Origin of the sequence: Niallia sp. FSL R7-0648 (assembly GCF_038007005.1) — a bacterium.
In the GTDB taxonomy this organism is placed as follows: domain Bacteria; phylum Bacillota; class Bacilli; order Bacillales; family Cytobacillaceae; genus Niallia; species Niallia circulans.
Map to the genome: position 1 here is coordinate 1992186 of NZ_JBBOWE010000001.1, position 20550 is coordinate 2012735.

Here is a 20550-nt window from a genome sequence, read left to right on the forward strand (position 1 = left end):
GTACATATTTGTGTTGACATTTATACAAGGAGAGGGAAGCGAATTTCCAGAAGACGTATTCAAGAAATAACGGAGCGGATCATTGATCAAATGGGAAAAGAATATCCTGAATTAAAATGGAAAGAAAAAGGGATTTCTAGTCATAAATTACGACATAGTTTTGCGACACATTTAGTTAGAGATGGACGAGATATCCGAACAGTACAAGAGCTGCTCGGTCATACTAATTTAAATACAACGCAGAAATATACGCATGTATCTGATTCGCAAAAAGAAAAAGCAATGGACTTAGAAATTTCAGAATACATTTGAGTTTATCATAATTTTATTATGTAAACTGATTGGCATTCTGATTCATAATCGGTCAATTGACAGCATATATATATCCATGATGTTATAGTAAAAAACAACCTCTTATATTTGCTAGAACGGAAAAGGAAGACGATAAAAGCAAGAATAAGTCTGTCAATGAAAGATAAGGGAAGTGTTTTTGATGCCAAGTAAAAAGCATTCAATTATCGTCCATGCAAATGCAAAAAAAGTTTGGGATTTTGTTCGCTCCATGAACAACTGGGCACCATTAGTACCAGGATATGTGAACCATGAAATCATCAACGATACAGTATCAACTTGGGAATTTAAAATTGATATGGGGCTTTTTAAGAAAAAAGTAGAAATGAAAGTAACGATATTAGAGTGGAAAGAACCTACAAAGGTTACCTTTGACTTAGAAGGAATTAATGATCATTTTACAGGAAATGGCTATTTTATGGTAGAGGTAAAGGATGCCAATTATACGAAAATGACAGGCTATTTAGAAATTAATTCAACAGGTACATTTCCTACTATAACAAATAATCTTATGGAGCCAAAGCTAGAAGAAATCGCAGAAGAATTGACAATTGCAGTTAGTAAAGCCATTGAGGAATTACAATAATTTTATTATGTTAACTAAAGCGTTAAGTGATAAAGGAGCATTCTTTTAATCATTTAATGCTTTTCTAAATTTTATGTAAATTTTTCTTTTCCATCCTTGGTTAAATAAGCTTCGTCCTTTATGATAAAGGTTACTAATTAATTGGGAGGTTTATCATTGAAAAAAGGACAACAATCGAAGCATAGGACAAATTTTTTAGAAATCTTCCTTATTTCTACAAAGCTAGGATTGACATCGTTTGGTGGACCCATTGCACATTTAGGCTATTTTTACGATGAGTATGTAAGTCGAAGGAAATGGATGGATGAGAAAAGCTATGCTGATTTAGTAGCCCTTTGTCAATTCATGCCTGGTCCGGCAAGCAGTCAGGTGGGGATAGGTATAGGAATTTTACGGGGAGGACTCCTCGGTGGGATTATTTCTTTTTTAGGATTTACATTTCCGCTCTGATGATCTTTGCTAGTATACTAAAAGGATTAGACATAGGGAATGCAGGTTGGATACATGGGCTAAAAATAGTTGCTGCTGCCATTGTGGCCCATGCGATACTAGGTATGGCAAAGAACTTAACTCCAGATCTAAAAAGAAAGACGATTGCACTTTTTGCACTAGTAATTACTCTTTTATGGCAAAGTGTTTTTTCTCAGGTAGGAGTAATTATTTTATCAGCTATCATTAGTTATTTTCTTTATAAGCAGCAAGGAAGACAACAAAATCATAGTGATATTTCTTTTCCGATTTCAAGACAAGTAGCAAGTGTTTCTTTGATCTTATTTTTTTCCCTTCTGTTTCTTTTACCGATAATTCGCGAGATATTTTCATACCAATGGATTGCTATGTTTGATAGTTTTTATCGATCTGGCTCTTTAGTGTTTGGAGGAGGACATGTAGTATTGCCACTTTTAGAGCGTGAATTTGTCCCAGGTGGATGGTTGAGTGAAGAAGCATTCCTTGCTGGATATGGTGCAACCCAGGCAGTTCCTGGTCCATTGTTTACATTTGCTGCCTATATCGGAACCGTCTTAAATGGGTGGGCAGGGGGACTACTCGCGACATTCGCTATCTTCTTGCCAGCCTTTTTATTAATTGTAGGAACACTGCCATTCTGGAATTTCATCAGAAAAAATCCAAAAATTCAAGGGGCCTTAATGGGGGTAAATGCTGCGGTTGTTGGTATTCTAATCTCAGCTTTTTACCAGCCAATTTGGACAAGCAGTATCTCAGATGCGAGTGATTTTGCTTTTGCAGCCATTTTATTTTCGATGTTAGTTTATTGGAAACTGCCGCCATGGATTGTTGTTATGACGGGTACATTAGGGGGGATCCTGCTTACTTATTTACCGATATAGTATTGCTAAAGAAACCTATAAACGAGAGAGCCTCGTTTATAGGTTTTTTGGTATTTTTTAAGCTTGAGTTAATTGATTATATAAATTTCCCATTTCAATTGCATTAACGGCAGCTTCCCAGCCTTTATTTCCAGCTTTTGTACCTGCTCGTTCAATTGCTTGCTCGATGTTTTCTGTTGTTAGAACTCCAAAGATAACAGGTATTTCTGTACTTAACGAAACGTTTGCTACTCCTTTTGCTACTTCATTGCTTACGTAGTCAAAATGAGGTGTTGCCCCCCGAATAACAGTACCTAATGTAATAATAGCATCATAATTACCAGACGCGGCCATTTTTTTGGCTGCTAAGGGAATTTCATATACACCAGGCACCCACATAACAGAAATATTATCCTCGTTTACGCCATGTCGATTTAATGCATCTTCTGCTCCAGATAAGAGTCTTGTTGTAATAAATTCATTAAAACGGGATACAACAATCCCGATTTTTAAATCAGTTCCAATTAAATTTCCTTCAAATACTTGTTTCATTCTTTATTCCACCTTTTGTAATAAATTTTGTCGGTATTGAATTAAATCTTGAATCGTAATCATTTTCAAAGCAAATTCTTCAGCGATTTGTTTTAAATCATTCACTCTTGCCATTGTTCCGTCTTCCTTTAATACTTCCACAATCACTCCAGCTGGATTAGCGCCTGCTAGTATCGCTAAGTCAACAGCAGCTTCCGTATGTCCATTGCGATTTAGCACACCGCCATCCTTTGCAATGAGAGGAAAGATGTGACCAGGTCTTGTAAAGTCATCAGCTTTAGCGTCTGAATCGACCATTTTGCTTATAGTAAAAGCTCGTTCATATGCACTAATTCCTGTTGTTGTCTCTTTATGGTCGATACTAATCGTAAATGCAGTGCTTCTCGGATCAGTACTATTAGTAACCATAGGAGGGAGGTATAGTTTTTCTGCTAAAGCTTGTTGAATTGGGACACAGATTAGACCGCGACCCTCTTTTGCCATGAAATTGATCATTTCTGGTGTAACATGATCTGCCAAGCCGATAAAATCTCCTTCATTTTCACGATCTTCGTCATCGCAAACAATCACCACTTTGCCATTTTTTAAATCGTTTAATGCATCTTCTATGGAATCAAACATCGTTTTCTTCCTTTCGTTAATAAATTTATGATTAAAAACCATTTTCCCTTAAAAATGAAACAGTTAATGTTGAGTCTTTTTTTATACCTGGATCTTTGTCTCTATTCATAAAGGAATAAAAATACTTAGCTAAAAGATCAAATTCGATATTCACTAGTTCACCTTTTCGTTTATTCCCAATCACGCTTACCTTGGAAGTATGCGGGATGAGTGATACAAAAATAGAGGTTGGAGTCGTTTGGAAAATCGTTAAACTCGTTCCATCAATGGTAATAGATCCTTTATCCATTACGAGGTATATTTGATCCTCTGGTATCTGAATTTCAACTAATGTACTATTTTCTATTTTTTTTGTTGATATAATCATGCCCGTACAATCAACATGCCCAGACACAAAGTGCCCGCCAAACCTTCCATTTGCAGCCATTGCTCGTTCTAAATTAACAATTGTGCCACTATTTAGAAGCCTTAAAGTCGTATCGTTAAACGTGTTTGGCATAACATCGACTGTAAACAAACAATCACGGAAGGCAGTAACTGTTAGACAAACCCCATTTACGGCAATGCTGTCACCAATTTTCATATCCTCGAGAATCTGTTCTGCTTGAATCGTTATAGAAATAGTGTGCCCCGTCTTTTTACTATGCTTTACAACGCCTAATTCTTCGACTAATCCAGTAAACAATGGAAATTCCTCCTTTCTGCAGATTGTATTTATAGCTCTTAAATAGCAAGGGGTCAATCATTTTTATGGTGACAAAAAAATACGCTTAAAATCCATAAAAAATACAAAATAAAACCCCGTATAATAAACATATACGGGGTCAAATACATACTTAAATAAACGTGGTGGACGATAGAATAGCTGTTTTTTATAGATTGTTGTTTGTAAATAACGCTGTCAATGGACAATTCACCATTCTTTTCGAAAAAAGATCCATCTAAGCTTCAGTATATTTAGCAGAAATTACTTCAGCTGTGAATACCCTTATTACAGCACCTCAAATACAACAAAATATATCTATAGAAAAACAGAAAAAGAAAGGTGAGTCATTCATTCTTTTGATTCTATCAATCATACCATTTTGTTTATTGTTATTTGCCTTCTCCCATCCAGACTTTACTGTCGGCTTTGGTTTCTCACCAAATCCACCGTTTTATAAATTTAACTCTTATAAAACGGGTCACGGGCTTAGAGTTTTACGTCCACTCATCACCGCCGGTTGGGAATTTCACCCGACCCCGAAGGCGATCACACATAATGTGTAATCATAACTATTTAATTAACTGTATCGTACACCTTTTCCTTTTAAATATCAAATATTTTCTTTCAAGTACAATATTTGCACTTCTAGTAAAGGGAAAAATAATCTCAATAAGGTGTTTCTTTTATTGAATTGGTCATACTAAAAGAAAAAGTGGAGGCACAAAAATGAAAATTGCAGAAAATGTTTTTGGCTATCGTACAGCAATTGCAAATATAGCATATATAGCTGGATTAGGAGCTAGGAAGGATGAGTGGGTACTTATCGATACAGGCGTTCCTTATTCTGCGCCATTTATTTTGAAAAATACAAATCAACTTTTCAAGGGAAAGAAACCATTAGCAATCATTCTAACTCATGCTCATTTTGATCATATCGGCGCATTACAAACACTCGTTAAGAAATGGAATGTTCCTGTATATATACATGAAAAAGAAATTCCCTATTTAGAAAGCAAGAAGAAATATCCTCCACCTACACCATTAAGGGAAAAAGGGATGATGTCCTTTCTTTCACCATTTTACCCGCGAGATGGCATTGATCTTCATTCCAGTATCAGGCCTATTTCAAGTACTAGTTCCTTACCATATTTAGATGACTGGAAATGGATTCATACGCCAGGACACACGGAAGGACATATTTCCTTATTTAGAGAAAAAGATCGGCTGCTTCTAGCAGGGGATGCACTGATTACAGTAAAACAAGAGTCATTATTTGCCGTTTTAACTCAGAAAAAAAAGATTCATGGCCCACCAGCATACTTTACACCAGATATAAATACTAGCTTCCAATCAATAGAAAAGCTATTAGCGCTAGACCCGCAGACTTTATATACAGGACATGGTATGCCAATGTATGGGGCTGAAATAAGGCAGGGAATTAGGGAACTTCTTTATCAGTATAGTACAGAGAATTTAGTAAAAGAAATTTAATTTATCATAATAAAGTTATGTAAACTAAAAATAGACAAATCATTATTTTTCCATTCCTATTTATAGATGATTAGGAAAAATCGATTTGTCTTTTTATTTTTCTCTAACATTTTGAGATGGTCTACAGCGTCATTTTCTGCCAAGATATAATCCTTTAATGAATAGCTATTTCATGATACCCTTAATAATTAGAAGATTGATATAGTTAGGAGTAAATTACATGAAATTAGTAACTTGGAATGTTAATGGAATAAGAGCTTGTGTTAAAAAAGGCTTTCTTGATTTTTTCCAGCAAATAGATGCAGATATCTTTTGTCTTCAAGAGACAAAGTTACAAGAAGGACAAATTAAACTTGAATTAGAAGGCTATCATCAGTTTTGGAATTATGCAGAAAGAAAGGGCTATTCAGGAACAGCCGTTTTTACAAAGAAAAAGCCCCTTTCTGTTCAATATGGCATTGGGGAAGACTTTGAGGAAGTAGAAGGAAGAGCCATTACCTTGGAATTTAAAGACTTCTTCCTACTGAATGTATATACCCCTAATTCAAAGCGAGATTTAAGCAGATTATCTTATCGTGTTGAATGGGAAAAACAACTAAAGAACTATATATTATCATTAGAAGCTATTAAACCTGTTATTTATTGTGGGGATTTAAATGTGGCTCACCAAGAGATAGATTTGAAAAATCCGAAGCCGAATATTGGAAATTCGGGATTCACAACAGAAGAAAGAAACGAAATGACAAGCTTACTTGAATTAGGGTTTGTTGATAGCTTTCGATATCTATACCCAGAGCGAACAGATGTCTACACATGGTGGAGTTATATGGCGAAAGTAAGAGAAAGAAATATTGGCTGGCGTATTGACTATTTTATCGTTTCTAACCTATTAAAGGAGCGAATCCAAGATGTAACTATTCATTGTGATATAATGGGAAGCGATCATTGTCCTGTACAACTAGATATAGAAATATAATTTAATGAACAGGGCATCTTTATTATGCTATCATGTCAGGAAACAAATATGGTACAGATGCCCTTTTTTGGTATGCAGATATCAATCCAGTTAAAATAAAATTAAATCCTTTTCATTATACATAATTTAGAAGGAGCAAACCGCAAATGAATTTAAAAGGAATTCATCACGTTTCTGCGATGACGGCAAAAGCAAAAGAAAATCACTCTTTTTATACAAATATTTTAGGTCTACGGCTGATAAAGAAAACAGTCAATCAAGATAACCCCTCTGTTTATCATTTATTTTATGGGGATGAGCAAGGCAGACCAGGAACAGAACTAACATTTTTTGAAATTCCCCATATGGCTCTTAATAGAGAAGGAGTAAGCAGTATTTCTGCTACTTCTTTACGTGTTCCATGTGATAGAGCATTAGAATTTTGGCTAAAACGGTTCGAAGAATACAATGTTAAACACGGAGAAATCCTAGAGAGAGCAGGCAGATTAACATTAGAATTTAGAGATTTTGAAACACAACGGTTCTTTTTAGTATCTGATGAAAACGATAATGGGGTGAAGGCTGGTATACCTTGGGCAAAGAGTTCTATACCAGCAGAGTTTGCGATTACAGGTCTTGGACCAGTACAATTAACGGTAAGACGTCCAGAAGCAACTATTAGCGTTTTAACTGATTTACTTGGATTCCGCTTAAAAACTTCGTATCCATCCACTATGGAGAATCAACCACCTATTCTGGTATTCGAAACAGGTGAGGGTGGCTCTGGGGCGGAGATTCATCTAGAGGAGCGAAATGATTTGAAAGTGCAGCGTCTTGGCAGAGGTGGCGTTCATCATGTAGCTTTACGAGCGGATAATGAGGAAGAACTTTATTATTGGATTGAAAAGGTGAATAATGCTCGCTTTCAAAACTCAGGATATGTAGATCGTTTTTATTTTAAATCACTGTATTTTAGAGATCCGAATGGAATCTTGTTTGAAATTGCCACAGATGGTCCTGGATTTGCGACAGACGAAGATCTAGAACATTTAGGTGAACCTCTTGCCCTTCCACCATTTTTAGAGTCTAAGCGGTTAGATATTGAGGCAATCCTAGAACCATTAGAAACACGTAGAAAAGAAAAGTAATAGCTAACCGAAACGATAAACGGAAAAGACAAAGAAGTATGCAAATATGCTACAATATTGAAAGAAAACAATTGTTGGAATTACTAGGGGGAAAAACGAATAATGAAATGCGTATCAATAGATTTAGATGGTACCTTACTAGATGACCATCATCAAATATCTGAAGCAAATCGCACGATTATCCAGAAATTAAAGGATGAACATATAGAAGTAATTTTAAATACAGGACGTCAATACGCAGATGTTATTAAAGTAGACGGCGTAAAAGAATTAGAACTTCCCATTTTTTGTTTAAATGGCAGCATGATGTATGACCAAACAGGAAAGCTATTATATGAAACACAAATTTCCATTGATTTATATCAAACTTTGCTTAAAGCATTACAAAACTTGGAAGTAGGAGTTCTAGTTTATACGAATCAAGGTGGATTTCCAGGAACATTGCCAATGCTTCGCGGCAAATCTTGGGATGAGATTCAAGCACTCTTTGATCAACAAGATTATGAAGCGATCCTGCATTTAAAGGATGTAAAAATTTATAAGTTAATCGCCGTTGTCGATGAAACACAACTAGACAAAATCGATCACGTTAAAGAAGTGCTTAGAAAATATGAGACTATTTCGTTTTCCTCTTCTTTTCCTAACAACTGTGAAATCACATCAAGTGAAGCACAAAAAGGGAAAGCGATAAGACGGTATGAAAAACTTCGGAATCTTACTTTTAATGAGATTTACTCCTTTGGTGATGGAGGTAATGATATTACACAATTTGAAGTATCAACAAGATCTTTTGCCATGGAAAATGCTCCTGAAGAAATCAAAAAAAGAGCAAGTGACGTCACTAAAAGTAATAATGAGGATGGGTTTGCATACGCCATTGAAAAGATTCTGAAATTAGTGTAACCATCATATATTAGACTAGTTAAAGCCGGGATCTCTATACTAACTTCTGGCTTTTTCGCTGTGAAAATCGATACGAAGAATAGGAGTCGAATCTACTTTGAAGAAAATTGTGTTTACAGGCGGGGGATCTGCCGGCCACGTTACCCCTAATATCGCTATCATAAATGAATTAAATAAACAGGACTGGGATATTTCGTATATTGGCAGTAAAGCGGGTATTGAAAAGGACTTAATCGAAAAGATTGACATCCCATATTATTCTATTTCGAGTGGCAAATTAAGAAGATATTTATCAAAAGAAAATATAAAAGATATATTCAAAGTAATGAAAGGCTGTTATGACGCAAGAAAAATTTTAAAGAAAATCAGACCAAATGTTGTTTTCTCAAAAGGTGGATTTGTATCTGTACCTGTTGTCATCGCAGCCCGTCAATTGAAAATCCCTGTCATTCTTCATGAGAGTGATCTAACACCCGGTTTAGCTAATAAGTTATCTGTCCGTTTTGCTTCGAAAATTTTTACATCTTTTGATGAAACCTTACATTATCTGCCAAAAGAAAAAAGCAAAGCAATCGGTTCTCCAATTCGAAAAGAAATATTAACTGGATCTGCCTCTAAAGGGAAACTATTCCTTGGTTTTACTAGTCAAAAGCCGATTCTTACGATTATGGGGGGCAGCTTAGGGGCAAAGAAAATAAATGAAATCGTTCGAGATAATTTAGATACATTATTACAATCCTATCAAATTGTGCATCTATGTGGGAAAGGAAATCTTTCAGAAGAGCATGCAGGGATAAATGGATACAAACAATTTGAGTATGTCTATAATGAATTAGCTGATATCCTAGCAGTTACAGAATTCGTTATTACGAGAGGCGGATCTAATTCTATTTTTGAATTTCTTGCCTTAAAAATTCCTATGCTTATTATTCCATTAACCAAACAGCAAAGCAGAGGAGATCAAATATTAAATGGGAAGGTCTTTACGGAAAATGGTTACTCCTATATGATAGAAGAGGAATCATTAACAAAAGAGCATTTTCTTCATACCTTAAAACAAATGCAAGTAAACAAGCAACGTATGACAGAAAAGATGGAAAAGAACAAAAGCAAAAATGCTTTAGAAGAAATTATAAAAGAATTAAATCGCTATTAATATACATGTATCAGGCTATAGGTAGAGTTTGCATCTTCCTCTCTACTTGTAGTCTTTTTCATTATGCAGAAGATGATTTCACTTGATAATTTTGATAGAAAAAGCCAAAATAAGAAAATGGAATTCGTATATTTGAACGGAAAGTAGGTAAAATCCATGCAATCATTTACAGACATTGGATTGTCTTCAACAATCATAGAAAAACTCCATAAACAAGGAATAAAACAGCCAACCCCTATTCAAGCAAAGGTTATTACACCGCTCCTTAAAGGTAGTGATGTAATCGCACAAGCACAAACAGGTACAGGAAAGACTTTTGCTTTTATATTGCCGATTTTAGAAAAAATGAGTATCGATGCAAATCATATTCAAACTCTAATCTTAACACCAACTAGAGAACTTGCTATTCAAATAACAAATGAAATCATGAAAATGAAACAAGAAGCAATAAATGTTCTTGCTGTATATGGGGGACAAGATGTCGAAAAACAATTGAAAGTCTTACAAAAAGACGTTTCCATAGTCGTAGCGACACCAGGTAGATTAATTGACCATATAAAACGAGGAACAATCGACTTAAGCAAAATCTCCTATTTTGTATTAGATGAAGCAGATCAAATGCTTCATATTGGCTTTTTAGAGGAGATTAGCTATATTATACGACGTATCCCTGAATCAAGACAAACAATGCTATTTTCTGCGACTATTTCAAAGGAAGTCGAAAAGCTTGCGAAGAAATATACGAAAAATGCCGACTATTTTACTGTTGAAGCAAAACAAGGACCTGCAAAAACCGTTAAGCAAGTAAGTATACATACAACTGATCGTGCCAAGCAAGGTACATTAATGACCTTAGTGAAGGAAGCGAATCCGTATATGGCAGTCATTTTCTGCCGTACGAAACGTCGTGTAACTAAATTATACGAAGTATTACTTGCAAATAAATTTAGCTGTGGCCAATTACACGGAGATTTATCGCAGACAAAAAGAGAGCAAGTAATGAAAGCATTTCGCGATGGAAAATTCCAATTGTTAATTGCGACAGATGTAGCAGCAAGAGGCTTAGATATTGATGGAATTACACATGTATATAATTATGATATTCCTCAAGATGCGGAGTCTTATGTCCACCGAATCGGCAGAACAGGAAGAGCTTGTACAGAAGGATATGCGGTTACCTTTTATTCATCTGATGATAGACCATTGTTAGATTCAATAGAGAATCAATTAGATATAAAAATTGAAAAAATACAGCAACCGAAAAAGAAAGATTCAACTAAAAAAAGGGAAGAATCACAACCAGCTAAAAAACCTTACAAAAAACAAAGCCATACAAAAAATAAGGGAGAAGATTTTCGTTCGTCTCCATCAGAAAAAAAGGGGAGTGACAATAAGCGTAAGCCACTTTCAACAAATAATAAACATAGGGGAAATTCAACCCAATCTCCAACAAAAAAATGGGCGAAACCTAAAAAGCGAAATGGAAATAGATAAAGAAGGCAAGCGATTTGCTTGAAGGTTCTTTTAAGGATCTAAAGGGAGAATTTTAAACGTATTACCCTAATTCTTCCTTCCAAAGGTGGTTTTTCCACCAGACAAAAATATAAAAAAGAAACAATTGAATAGAGAAAGGAGTTCATTCCATTGTTAAAAAACGAAATGAATAAGTATATAGAAGAGTGCAAATCACAAAACGAAGGAAAAGTAGTTCTTTTCGAAGAGGAAATGAATTATGTTAGAAAAGTAGGCCTTGCGGACGATCATATGGTGATGGAACAGACGGCTGAGCGCTTTTCTGATTTATATATGGAGCTTGCCAATAAAGAAACAGACGAAGTTGTGCAGGAAAACGCTCAAGAGAGGATTCTTGAGGATACTATAGACTATTTAGAGAGAAATATAGACATTTATCTCTATGTAGAGACAAAAGCATTTGACATTGTCTCTGTCGATTCAATGTCCTTAGAAGTCGATTCTGTTTTTGGTACCTATGAAGTTTTATGTGGATTAAAGAGTCCTAAAAAAACAGAAAAAGAAATTCGAGCATTTATGGAGAATCAACTAATAGGAGATGATATGTCTTTCCATTTAATGTTCAATGGTAACGATGGAGTTTGGGATGTCAATTTCCCGTTAGAAAAAATCAATGGCTTCCATAAAGAAATGCAAATCGGCGATGCGTTAAAATTAGCTTATTTATTTTTATTTTCTTTAAACGAAAAATTATCCGCATAGTACTTTTTTGTTTTAATACCAGATAGAATTAGAAACATTTACGAATGTATGAAAGCGAGGGAGAGGTTTGACAAAAGAATCAAATCAAAAAATTCAGATCGAATCCAGTGAATTTTCATGGAATAGCGAAAACGGTGTTTTCCATTTTGATGGCGCACCGGCTCTTTTATTTTGGGATAATGCATTTGAAATATTTTTAAGTACTATCATGGAAATTTCTGGTCCTGATGCATCTAACGCAGTTTTTGAGACAACTGGTTTCCGGATGGGGCTATTAGTAAATGATTATTATCAAAATCGCTTTTCCATTGAAGAAATTATCAAGAAATATAGTGAAATATATTCCAGTGCGGGCTGGGGAAATGTAACGATAACAGCGTTTAACAAAGACAAGCAAACGGTAACGGTACGTTTGAAAAATTCATGGGAGCACCGAATCTTCCAATCTTTAAATCCAAACCAATCTGCTGTTTTATTACCGAGTCATTGGGCAGGTGTTTTTAGCGGACTATTTAAAGAGAAGATGTGGTATGAGTTAACTAAAAGTCAAACGAGGGGAGATGAATATGATGAATTAAACATATTCGTTTCTGACCATACTCCCCATCAAAGTGTCCATGAACTAGCAAGAGGGAAAGAAACAAAATACATTACAGAATTAGAAACAATGGTTGAGAATCGGACGAAAGAGCTATCCACTTTGATCAGGCATTTATCTACACCAGTCATGCCTGTTATGAAGGGCATCCTAGCCATTCCCCTAATTGGGAAATTTAATGAAGAGCGTTTTGAAGATTTACTGCAAAAAGGTTTGCAGGAATTTTCCGAACGTCGAGCAAGTTATTTACTTCTTGATTTAACGGGAATAAGCGAATTCGATCAGTTTATTATTTTCCGACTGCAAGAATTGGTTAAGGCAATTGAATTAATTGGCGGGGAATGCGTCCTCGTAGGAATTAATCCAGATTTAAGTGTGCAAATTATCCAATCAGGTGTAGATTTAAAAGATATCCATACCTTTGCAACATTAGAACAAGGTATTGAGTATGCAATTGAAGCACTTGGCTATCGGATTGAGAAACAACCCTGAGTCAACGAAGTATAAGAGTTATCCATCCCCATAGCATAGGAGAATTAACCTTTCTGCTAAGCGATGGGTTTTTGTTTTATCCGATAAAGAGAGTGCCTGCAATAACATCGATGCATCTTATGTATTATTCTCAAAATGTTTTTAGAAATATATATTCAGGTTAAGGATTCTCTTAAACAAATTGGATCTGAGAGAAATTTAACTTTGGAAGATTCTAAAATTCTTGAAGAATATGTTAAAGAAAACAACAAAACGCGCCTATCTGGATAACGGCAGGGGGAATAGAACATAATAGGGTCTGCAACTAAATGAGGATATCATACGTAGTAAGTTACCATCTAGAAAGTCGAACTCCTATCAACATTAAGGAATTCGACTTTCTAGTATAGATAATTCTTTTTGTATTAGTGTGCGAAATTCAGCGTCTTTTAAAAATTTCAGTTTAAAGCCATTCAAATTTCGAGATAGTTTTGTTTGTTCTAATGAAGTCAAATCATTTGCAAAAAAGGCCAATTCTGTCTGGTTACCGTCTTTATCTGTAGCATACATTGCCGTTGTAATAATAAACGCTGTAGATCCGCCCTTTTGCCCGGCATGAACAAGCCATTCTCGATTGTTTGGATTTTCCATTAACTGTTCCATTACTGGATCAAGATATTTATATGTATCTTCATCAAAATATGTTTTGTTATTTAGTTTTTCCATAATATATACATAATCCTCTGAAGTTGATCGTGGTAAACGATTGGACCATATTCTTTGAACATCCATGTCTAAATTCTTCACTATTTGTTTTTTTTCTTCAGCAGTTGGTGGGTGGTTTAGCCATTTATTGTGTATATCCATCGCTCTTTTACGATATTCAGAAATATCCATACTTTTCATTGCTTCTAGCGTTTCTTGTTTAGATAATTTTTGCTCACTCATTAGCTGGGTAGGGATAAACAATGCACTTACTATCGGATACAAAGGTTCATGATTTGAAATACCTAAGTTTTCTAGGAAAGTATTGATGTTTTGAAGCCCTAGCACATTAATTAAGTATTCGGTATTTGCATTTGAGCTATAAGCAATCATTCCCTTAGCTACTTCACTTAAATGAACTTTATTTGTCTCTTTACCATCGTTTAGGTTAGCAATCCAAGCATCATGTGCTCCTCCATCGGTTTTAGGAATATAAAAGGTGTTTAGTTCCTCTAAACTTACTTCTTGTAGCGGATCAATTTTCCCCTGTGCTGCTTGTCGTGCATATTCCATGGCGATAATAATTTTAACAGTGCTTGCTAAAGGTAACTGTTTATTTTGATTAACTTCTACCCACTTTTGTTTATTATAATTGATTGAAAGTGAAACTCTTTCACTTTTTGCATTCTCTTTAATAAATTGAAAAATATATTCAGGTTCCTTCTTGGTGATTTCTTTCTTAAACATATAAATTCCAATTCCGGTCATGAAACTTAGAAAAACGATAATACCTACTATAATCCAGAGTGTCATTTTCAAGGCAATCCTCTTCCTTTTCTATTAGTAATATATCTACGATTAATGGGTTAGATAAGTTTCAATTCTAAAGATAATATTCCTCTCTCTTCTTCATAGTCTCCAATTATCTCTCGGTGGTATAAAACAATTGGTCCCGATAAGTTGTGGATAATTATTTGCTTTTAAGTGTTAGCAGTTTCCTTAGCTGATTCACTTCCTAGATATAATGCACTTAGAAAATAGCCTTTCATCAATAAAAAGTGAGCGGCCATTGTTAAAGTCGAAATATAAAGACAGTGCTGATTTAGCACTGTCTTTTAAGGGAAACACTTAGAAATATTTGTAAGGCTCTTTTTATGTATCAATCGATAACGTTAGAATTGAATACAGATAAAAAAAGTGTTTATTTTACTTTTGTCCTTGCAACTCAACTTGAGTAAAGCTACAATTTTTATAATAATACCTAAAAAATAGAAGTATGTTAGCATCAGTCTTTTGCAAAGTCAAAATTAAACATATTTGGGTCATCAAAATGCCTATCTTTCCCAAACTGGTATTTAAATAGATTCTCTTTATCGTAGGCAACCGTATAATCATTCATTAGTAAAGCATCTTTTTTTTCTTGTTTGAGTATGTATGCTGAGAGTAAATAAGCTTTCGTCTTAGAAATTTGACCCAGATAACCTTTTAGAACAACTGCAGTATATTCAACATCATCAAATTTTCTTCTAAAATGGTAGTATTTCTTACTTCTATCTTTTTCTTTAATCGATAAAATATAATCTGGATCTTCAATTAACTTCGTAATTTTTTCTTCTGTAATCTCAGGGTGCTTACGGATGATATGGGAATACAATCTACTTTGCGCTAAATATACTTTGTTAAAACCAAGATTTCTTTCGTTTGGTACATTAAAAACAAACCCTTTAATATATGACTCATTTTTATCGAAGTAAATGTTGACTAACTTTAGCTGCACAAGAAAACCTCCTTGATATAAATCATATTACACATTCACAAAAAAATAAATTAATTAGTGGGAGGGATGAAGGAGTAATTAAACTTTCTAGTGTTGATAGTTATGGTTAAATCCTAGCATTAGTCATTGAAAATATAGCGAGGAGAATAATGATGGGCTTTGATATTGTTTACAAGGAAGTTTGTAAAGAAACAGTTATTTAGTAGAAGAAATGTAAATGTAGGTAATTAAATATTAGAAAGAGAGGCAACTAAATGAGGTATTTTATTATAACGGGAACTTCTAGAGGTATTGGAGAATCATTGACAAAGTTATTGTTAAATGACGAGAATAATCAGGTTATATGTATTTCAAGAGGAATGAGTGAAAATTTAAATTACCACTCAGGATTAAAACTAGTTAATGTAATTAACTTTACTTTTGATCTTAATAATCTATCGGATATTGATTCTCTTTTTCAAAGGATATTTAGTAGTATTAATGCAGATAATATTGACTCTATTTATTTAATCAATAATGCAGGTATTCTTTCCCCGATTGGACCGATTGAAGAAACCATTAGTGAAGATGTTATAAAAAATATTAATGTAAACTTAATTGCTCCCATATTGTTAACATCTAATTTTATTAAGTTTACAAAAAGTTGGAAAATAGACAAAAGAGTTTTAAACATTTCTTCTGGTTCTGCAAAATATTTGCTTCCTTCCCAAAGTCCTTATAGTACAGCAAAAGCTGGGCTAGATTCGTTTACAAAAAGTATTTATTTAGAACAAAAAGAAGAATTATTTCCAGTAAAAGTTGCATCAGTTTATCCAGGTGTAATTGATACAAGATTACAGACTGAAATACGGTCAACAAGAAAGGAGAAGTTCCCATATGTGGAACTGTTTAATCAATTATATAAGGAAGAAAAGTTACAAACACCTCTAGAGACTGCTGAAAAACTAATTCAACTATTACTGGATAGTGATTTCGGTAAAGAAACGATAGTAGAAGTATTATCATAAATGAAATTTACATAAGTAAAGCATAATGTGCAACTAAATATATTATTAGGAGCAGGAAGGAAAAAGCGGGGGTATTAGTTGATTTATTTAGAAAAAATACTATTAAATATATAACAGAAGATAATAGCCTTTCTACATAATTATAAAATGGAGGGAGGTCTTATCATTTAATGATTCCTAGAGTCAATAATTTCAATATTAAGCGTCTAAAACCTTAATACTAAGGGAGTAGACGTTTTCTTTATTAAACCATAATTAAGAAAGATAGCTAAAAGGTGAAACCCAGTTTATTAAAAAAACTTTATGTAACTATCGGACAGTTTATAGGAAGAAGGAAACTGACATGTTTTCTAGAATCTATATTTAAGTGTGGAAAGCACCTTGACTAGCTAGAGAAACACAACGAGGCTATCAAAATCTTAAAAATTTCAGGAGGATTTTTATGTCAGCTCAAATGAACTCGAGGGTAGAAGGAAATGTACTTGTATTAGAACATGAATTTAATGCACCTGCAACTCTTGTATTTAAAGCTTTTTCAGAAGAGGAACATCTCAAGAAGTGGTGGGGACCTCGTGGTTGGATTTTAGCAGTATGTAATATTGAGTTTCGAGTAAATGGAGTTTGGCATTATTGTATGAAGTGTATCGACGAGAATCAAGGTGACTTTTTTGGCTTCGAATCATGGGGAAAGGGAGTATATCAAGAAATTCTTCAGGATAAAAAGATAGTTTATATTGATTATTTTTCAGATGCAGAAGGCAATGAAGTTGAGGGGATGCCTGCAACTCGAAGCACTTTATTATTTGAAGAAATGAAAGGGAAAACAAAGCTCACCAATCGTGCAGAATACGCTTCCCTTGAAGAACTAAAATCTGTCTTGGATATGGGAATGGAGTACGGAATTAAGGAAACATGGGATCGTTTAGAAGAGCATCTTGACTTGATAAAAAAATAGTAAGTAAGCAGTCCATCATAGATGGATTGCTTTTATTTACCAGAGAAGATGTTTTATTGCTTGTTAAGCTAGTGGGTGCATTTCTTTCATAGAAAAACCTAAAAATTATTATATTTTATATAGTGATAGATAATTTTATCGGAGGCATACCCTAAATATAAAACCGTTCACAAATTCAAGGATAATTATTGCAGACATTAAAAACATATAAAGTAATCCATTCTGTTAACCAATTATTTAGGAGATTTTCTCCATGAAGAGATTACGATAGACTCTTAAATTATCTAGGTAAACTAGCTAGTAAATTGAAAACAATTAATTAAGCTATTGGGTTTGTTTAATTAACTCTTTATGTAAGTGGGCACAAGAAGAAAAATATATCTTTATGATGCTTATAGTGGCTAAGATAATTATTAGTAACAATAGTTAATAAGTTAGCAAAATTTTTTAAAGACTAATTTTACCAGTGAACTATATTCACATGAATATAAGGAAAATTTCTCCACTGTAAAAGGATTTACAAACTTTACATATTAATCACAAAGTGACATAAATAGTTTTTATGATCTTGGCAAAAATAAGGGAGGAAATAAAAAGGAGAGAATGAACAAATGCCGGAATTGCCAGAAATGGAGAACTATAAAATCTTATTGAATAAACTGATTACCACTCATCCCATTACCTCGATAACCGTTAACCGAGAAAAGTCCATTAATATTACGAAACAATCCTTTGAGAATCAATTAGTGAATACTACTATTCTTCGCGTGGAAAGGCGTGCGAAACATCTACTCTTTTACTTATCCAATCAAAAGGTTCTGCTATTGCATTTAATGTTAGGTGGATGGATGTTTTTTGGAACCGAAAAAGAAAAACCAAATAGAACCATTCAAATCCAACTAACATTTGGAGAAAAACACTTATATTTTATTGGACTCCGATTAGGTTATCTACATTTACTAACTCTTGAAGAATGTAAAGAAAGGCTGAACGACTTAGGTCCAGATCCTTTTGAACCTCTTTTTACTGAAAACAGCTTTCAAAACATGATTAACTCTAGGAAGGGGACAATAAAGCTTAAATTAGTCGATCAACATTTTATCTCAGGTATTGGCAATTGTTACTCCGATGAAATCTGTTTTGATGCGCAAATCTTACCAACTCGAAAATTAGATGATTTAAAAGAAATGGAGCAAAAAAAGCTCTATAATTCTATACTGCAAATATTAAGAGCGGCTACTAATATGGGTGGCTATATGGAGCATCCCCTTTATGCAGGAGATAAAAAAACCGGAGGATATGATGAGCTTTGCAAAGTATATGATAGAGAAGGTGAAATATGTCCAAGGTGTCAGCACAAAATAGTATTTATAAAGGTATCTTCTAAAAAGTGTTTTTATTGTCCAGGTTGTCAGTTTTAATTAATTATGCGGATAATTCTGCAATTCCTGGAGATAATATACATTTAGCAACTCAATGCACTTTTATCAAGGAGAAATATAAGGAGTGAGAAGATGACTTTATGGAAAAAGGGAATAGTAGTAGTAATGTTATTCTCTATATTCTTGTCTGGAAGCACACCTAACACATTTTCACCGCAAGTATTCGCAGCAGAAGACCATAAAAAAGCAACATTATCCACGGCACTTGAATCACTGTTAAATATAGAACCAGAACTAAAAGGAAGTTTAGCAGGAATCAGTATTCGCGAACAAGAAACAGGAAAAATTATTTTTGAACATATGGCTGATTTGCGACTAACGCCTGCTTCTAATATGAAGTTACTAACTTCAGCAGCAGCATTGAACATTTTAGGAGAAGACTATCAATTTATTACGGAAATTTATGGAGATGGAAGAGTAGAAGATGGTCATTTAAAAGGAAACTTATACATAAAAGGGAATGGGGATACAAGCCTTTTAGCTTCTGATTTAGAAAAACTCTCTAAAGAAATTAAAAGAAAAGGGATTAGTTATATAGATGGAGACATAATAGGCGATGACTCCTGGTATGACAACATCCCTTTTTCAAGTGATTTGGCATGGAGTGATGAAGGTGCCTATTATGGGGCCCAAATTTCCGCTTTAACATTATCACCAGATAAAGAATATGACGCAGGGACTGTATTGCTTGAAATAAAACCTGGTAAGAAAAAAAATGAACCAGTAATAATCAATACTTTGCCAAGAACAAGCGAAATTAAAATTGTCAATAATGCTATTACAGCAGATAAAGAATCTGCTGCAAGTTTAAAAGTTAACAGAGAACATAACAGTAAAGTAGTAACAATAACAGGAAACCTGCCAATTGACACTCCCTTAAAAAAAGAGTGGGTATCTGTTGATGATCCTACAAGCTATACATTAGATGTGTTTCAACAGGCATTAAAGAAAGAAGGAATACAATGGAAAGGGGTGGTCAAAAAAGGAAGAACACCACAAATCGCTTCTATCCTTACTACTCATTCTTCTATTCCTCTCCGTGAATTACTACTTCCTTTAATGAAATTAAGTAATAATACAATTGCTGAGACATTAATCAAGGAATTGGGAGTAGTCAAAAAAGGGGAAGGAAGCTTTGCAAAAGGGATCGAGGCTCTAGAAGAAGAATTAGCGGCTTTTCATCTTGAGCCAACTAAGATGCTTATCCGTGATGGATCAGGTATATCACCAATAGATTTTATTTCAGCAACCGACTTAAGTTTGTTTTTATATGAAGTACAAGCACAACCATGGTTCTCCACATTTTGTCAATCATTACCTGTATCAGGTCACGAAGAAAAAATGATTGGCGGAACACTGCGCCATCGATTGAATTCTGAGAATACTAAAGGAAAAATACTCGCTAAAACGGGGACTCTTACCTCTGTAAGTTCATTATCTGGCTACATGGAAAGCAAATCAGGTAATAAATATATTTTTTCCATTTTATTAAACCATCTAACGGATGAAGATAAGGGAAAAGAGATCGAGGATAAGATAATGGAAACGTTGGTTGAATTTTGA

At 34.2% G+C, this 20550-nt stretch carries 18 protein-coding genes, 2 pseudogenes and 1 riboswitch; of the genes and pseudogenes, 15 read left to right on the plus strand and 5 right to left on the minus strand.

Going from position 1 to position 20550, the window contains the following annotated elements:
* Positions 1-18: 18 nt before the first annotated feature.
* The 3 genes and pseudogenes from NSQ89_RS09540 (at position 19) to chrA (ending at position 2286) form a co-directional block, all read left to right on the plus strand.
* A complete protein-coding gene (locus tag NSQ89_RS09540; protein ID WP_341133155.1) occupies positions 19-312 on the plus strand; it encodes a tyrosine-type recombinase/integrase in 294 nt (97 codons plus the stop codon).
* 181 nt (positions 313-493) lie between these two features.
* The gene (locus tag NSQ89_RS09545; RefSeq protein ID WP_095321527.1) at positions 494-937 is read left to right on the plus strand and encodes a CoxG family protein; all 444 of its coding nucleotides are present in this window, start codon (positions 494-496) and stop codon (positions 935-937) included.
* A gap of 156 nt (positions 938-1093) precedes the next feature.
* Positions 1094-2286, plus strand: a pseudogene (chrA, locus tag NSQ89_RS09550) (chromate efflux transporter).
* A 57-nt stretch (positions 2287-2343) separates the two neighbouring features.
* On the opposite strand, the gene ribH reads toward chrA, so the two are convergent.
* The 3 genes and pseudogenes from ribH to ribE form a co-directional block, all read right to left on the minus strand.
* Positions 2344-2817: a 6,7-dimethyl-8-ribityllumazine synthase gene (gene ribH, locus NSQ89_RS09555; protein WP_095257294.1), complete on the minus strand. Its 474-nt coding sequence runs from the start codon at positions 2815-2817 to the stop codon at positions 2344-2346.
* A 30-nt stretch (positions 2818-2847) separates the two neighbouring features.
* A pseudogene (gene ribB / locus NSQ89_RS09560) lies at positions 2848-3438 on the minus strand (3,4-dihydroxy-2-butanone-4-phosphate synthase); the annotation flags it as partial.
* Between the two features lie 31 nt (positions 3439-3469).
* On the minus strand, positions 3470-4123 hold the full coding sequence (gene ribE, locus NSQ89_RS09565; protein WP_095321530.1) for a riboflavin synthase: 654 nt from the start codon (positions 4121-4123) through the stop codon (positions 3470-3472).
* A gap of 412 nt (positions 4124-4535) precedes the next feature.
* Positions 4536-4692, minus strand: a riboswitch (FMN riboswitch).
* A gap of 178 nt (positions 4693-4870) precedes the next feature.
* On the opposite strand from ribE, the gene NSQ89_RS09570 reads away from it, so the two are divergent.
* From NSQ89_RS09570 to NSQ89_RS09605, 8 genes are all read left to right on the plus strand, one after another.
* Complete coding sequence (locus NSQ89_RS09570) at positions 4871-5635, plus strand: MBL fold metallo-hydrolase (RefSeq protein ID WP_095320094.1); 765 nt, start codon at positions 4871-4873, stop codon at positions 5633-5635.
* Between the two features lie 220 nt (positions 5636-5855).
* Positions 5856-6611 carry an exodeoxyribonuclease III gene (locus tag NSQ89_RS09575; RefSeq protein ID WP_341132541.1) on the plus strand — a complete coding sequence of 252 codons (756 nt, stop codon included), beginning with the start codon at positions 5856-5858 and terminating at the stop codon, positions 6609-6611.
* A 146-nt stretch (positions 6612-6757) separates the two neighbouring features.
* Positions 6758-7738 (plus strand): ring-cleaving dioxygenase, encoded by a 981-nt coding sequence (locus NSQ89_RS09580; protein ID WP_341132542.1) that lies wholly within the window; start codon positions 6758-6760, stop codon positions 7736-7738.
* A 102-nt stretch (positions 7739-7840) separates the two neighbouring features.
* Positions 7841-8641: a Cof-type HAD-IIB family hydrolase gene (locus NSQ89_RS09585; RefSeq protein WP_047943460.1), complete on the plus strand. Its 801-nt coding sequence runs from the start codon at positions 7841-7843 to the stop codon at positions 8639-8641.
* Positions 8642-8738: 97 nt separating this feature from the next.
* Positions 8739-9797, plus strand: a complete 1059-nt coding sequence (locus tag NSQ89_RS09590; protein ID WP_341132543.1) for an undecaprenyldiphospho-muramoylpentapeptide beta-N-acetylglucosaminyltransferase — start codon at positions 8739-8741, stop codon at positions 9795-9797.
* A gap of 156 nt (positions 9798-9953) precedes the next feature.
* On the plus strand, positions 9954-11291 hold the full coding sequence (locus NSQ89_RS09595; RefSeq protein WP_095257287.1) for a DEAD/DEAH box helicase: 1338 nt from the start codon (positions 9954-9956) through the stop codon (positions 11289-11291).
* A gap of 150 nt (positions 11292-11441) precedes the next feature.
* Complete coding sequence (locus NSQ89_RS09600; protein ID WP_341132544.1) at positions 11442-12032, plus strand: branched-chain amino acid aminotransferase; 591 nt, start codon at positions 11442-11444, stop codon at positions 12030-12032.
* A gap of 67 nt (positions 12033-12099) precedes the next feature.
* The gene (locus NSQ89_RS09605) at positions 12100-13122 is read left to right on the plus strand and encodes an STAS domain-containing protein (protein ID WP_053215738.1); all 1023 of its coding nucleotides are present in this window, start codon (positions 12100-12102) and stop codon (positions 13120-13122) included.
* Between the two features lie 363 nt (positions 13123-13485).
* On the opposite strand, the gene NSQ89_RS09610 is transcribed toward NSQ89_RS09605, so the two are convergent.
* Entirely contained in the window at positions 13486-14619 is a 1134-nt protein-coding gene (locus tag NSQ89_RS09610; RefSeq protein WP_341132545.1) for a serine hydrolase, read from the minus strand.
* Positions 14620-15091: 472 nt separating this feature from the next.
* Positions 15092-15583 carry a hypothetical protein gene (locus NSQ89_RS09615; RefSeq protein ID WP_095257283.1) on the minus strand — a complete coding sequence of 164 codons (492 nt, stop codon included), beginning with the start codon at positions 15581-15583 and terminating at the stop codon, positions 15092-15094.
* Positions 15584-15837: 254 nt separating this feature from the next.
* On the opposite strand from NSQ89_RS09615, the gene NSQ89_RS09620 reads away from it, so the two are divergent.
* From NSQ89_RS09620 to dacB, 4 genes are all read left to right on the plus strand, one after another.
* Complete coding sequence (locus NSQ89_RS09620; protein ID WP_095321535.1) at positions 15838-16590, plus strand: (S)-benzoin forming benzil reductase; 753 nt, start codon at positions 15838-15840, stop codon at positions 16588-16590.
* Positions 16591-17032: 442 nt separating this feature from the next.
* A complete protein-coding gene (locus NSQ89_RS09625; protein WP_251687285.1) occupies positions 17033-17545 on the plus strand; it encodes an SRPBCC domain-containing protein in 513 nt (170 codons plus the stop codon).
* Between the two features lie 611 nt (positions 17546-18156).
* A complete protein-coding gene (locus NSQ89_RS09630; protein WP_341132546.1) occupies positions 18157-18966 on the plus strand; it encodes an Fpg/Nei family DNA glycosylase in 810 nt (269 codons plus the stop codon).
* A gap of 93 nt (positions 18967-19059) precedes the next feature.
* Positions 19060-20550, plus strand: coding sequence for a D-alanyl-D-alanine carboxypeptidase/D-alanyl-D-alanine endopeptidase (gene dacB / locus NSQ89_RS09635; protein WP_341132547.1), 1491 nt, complete (start codon positions 19060-19062; stop codon positions 20548-20550).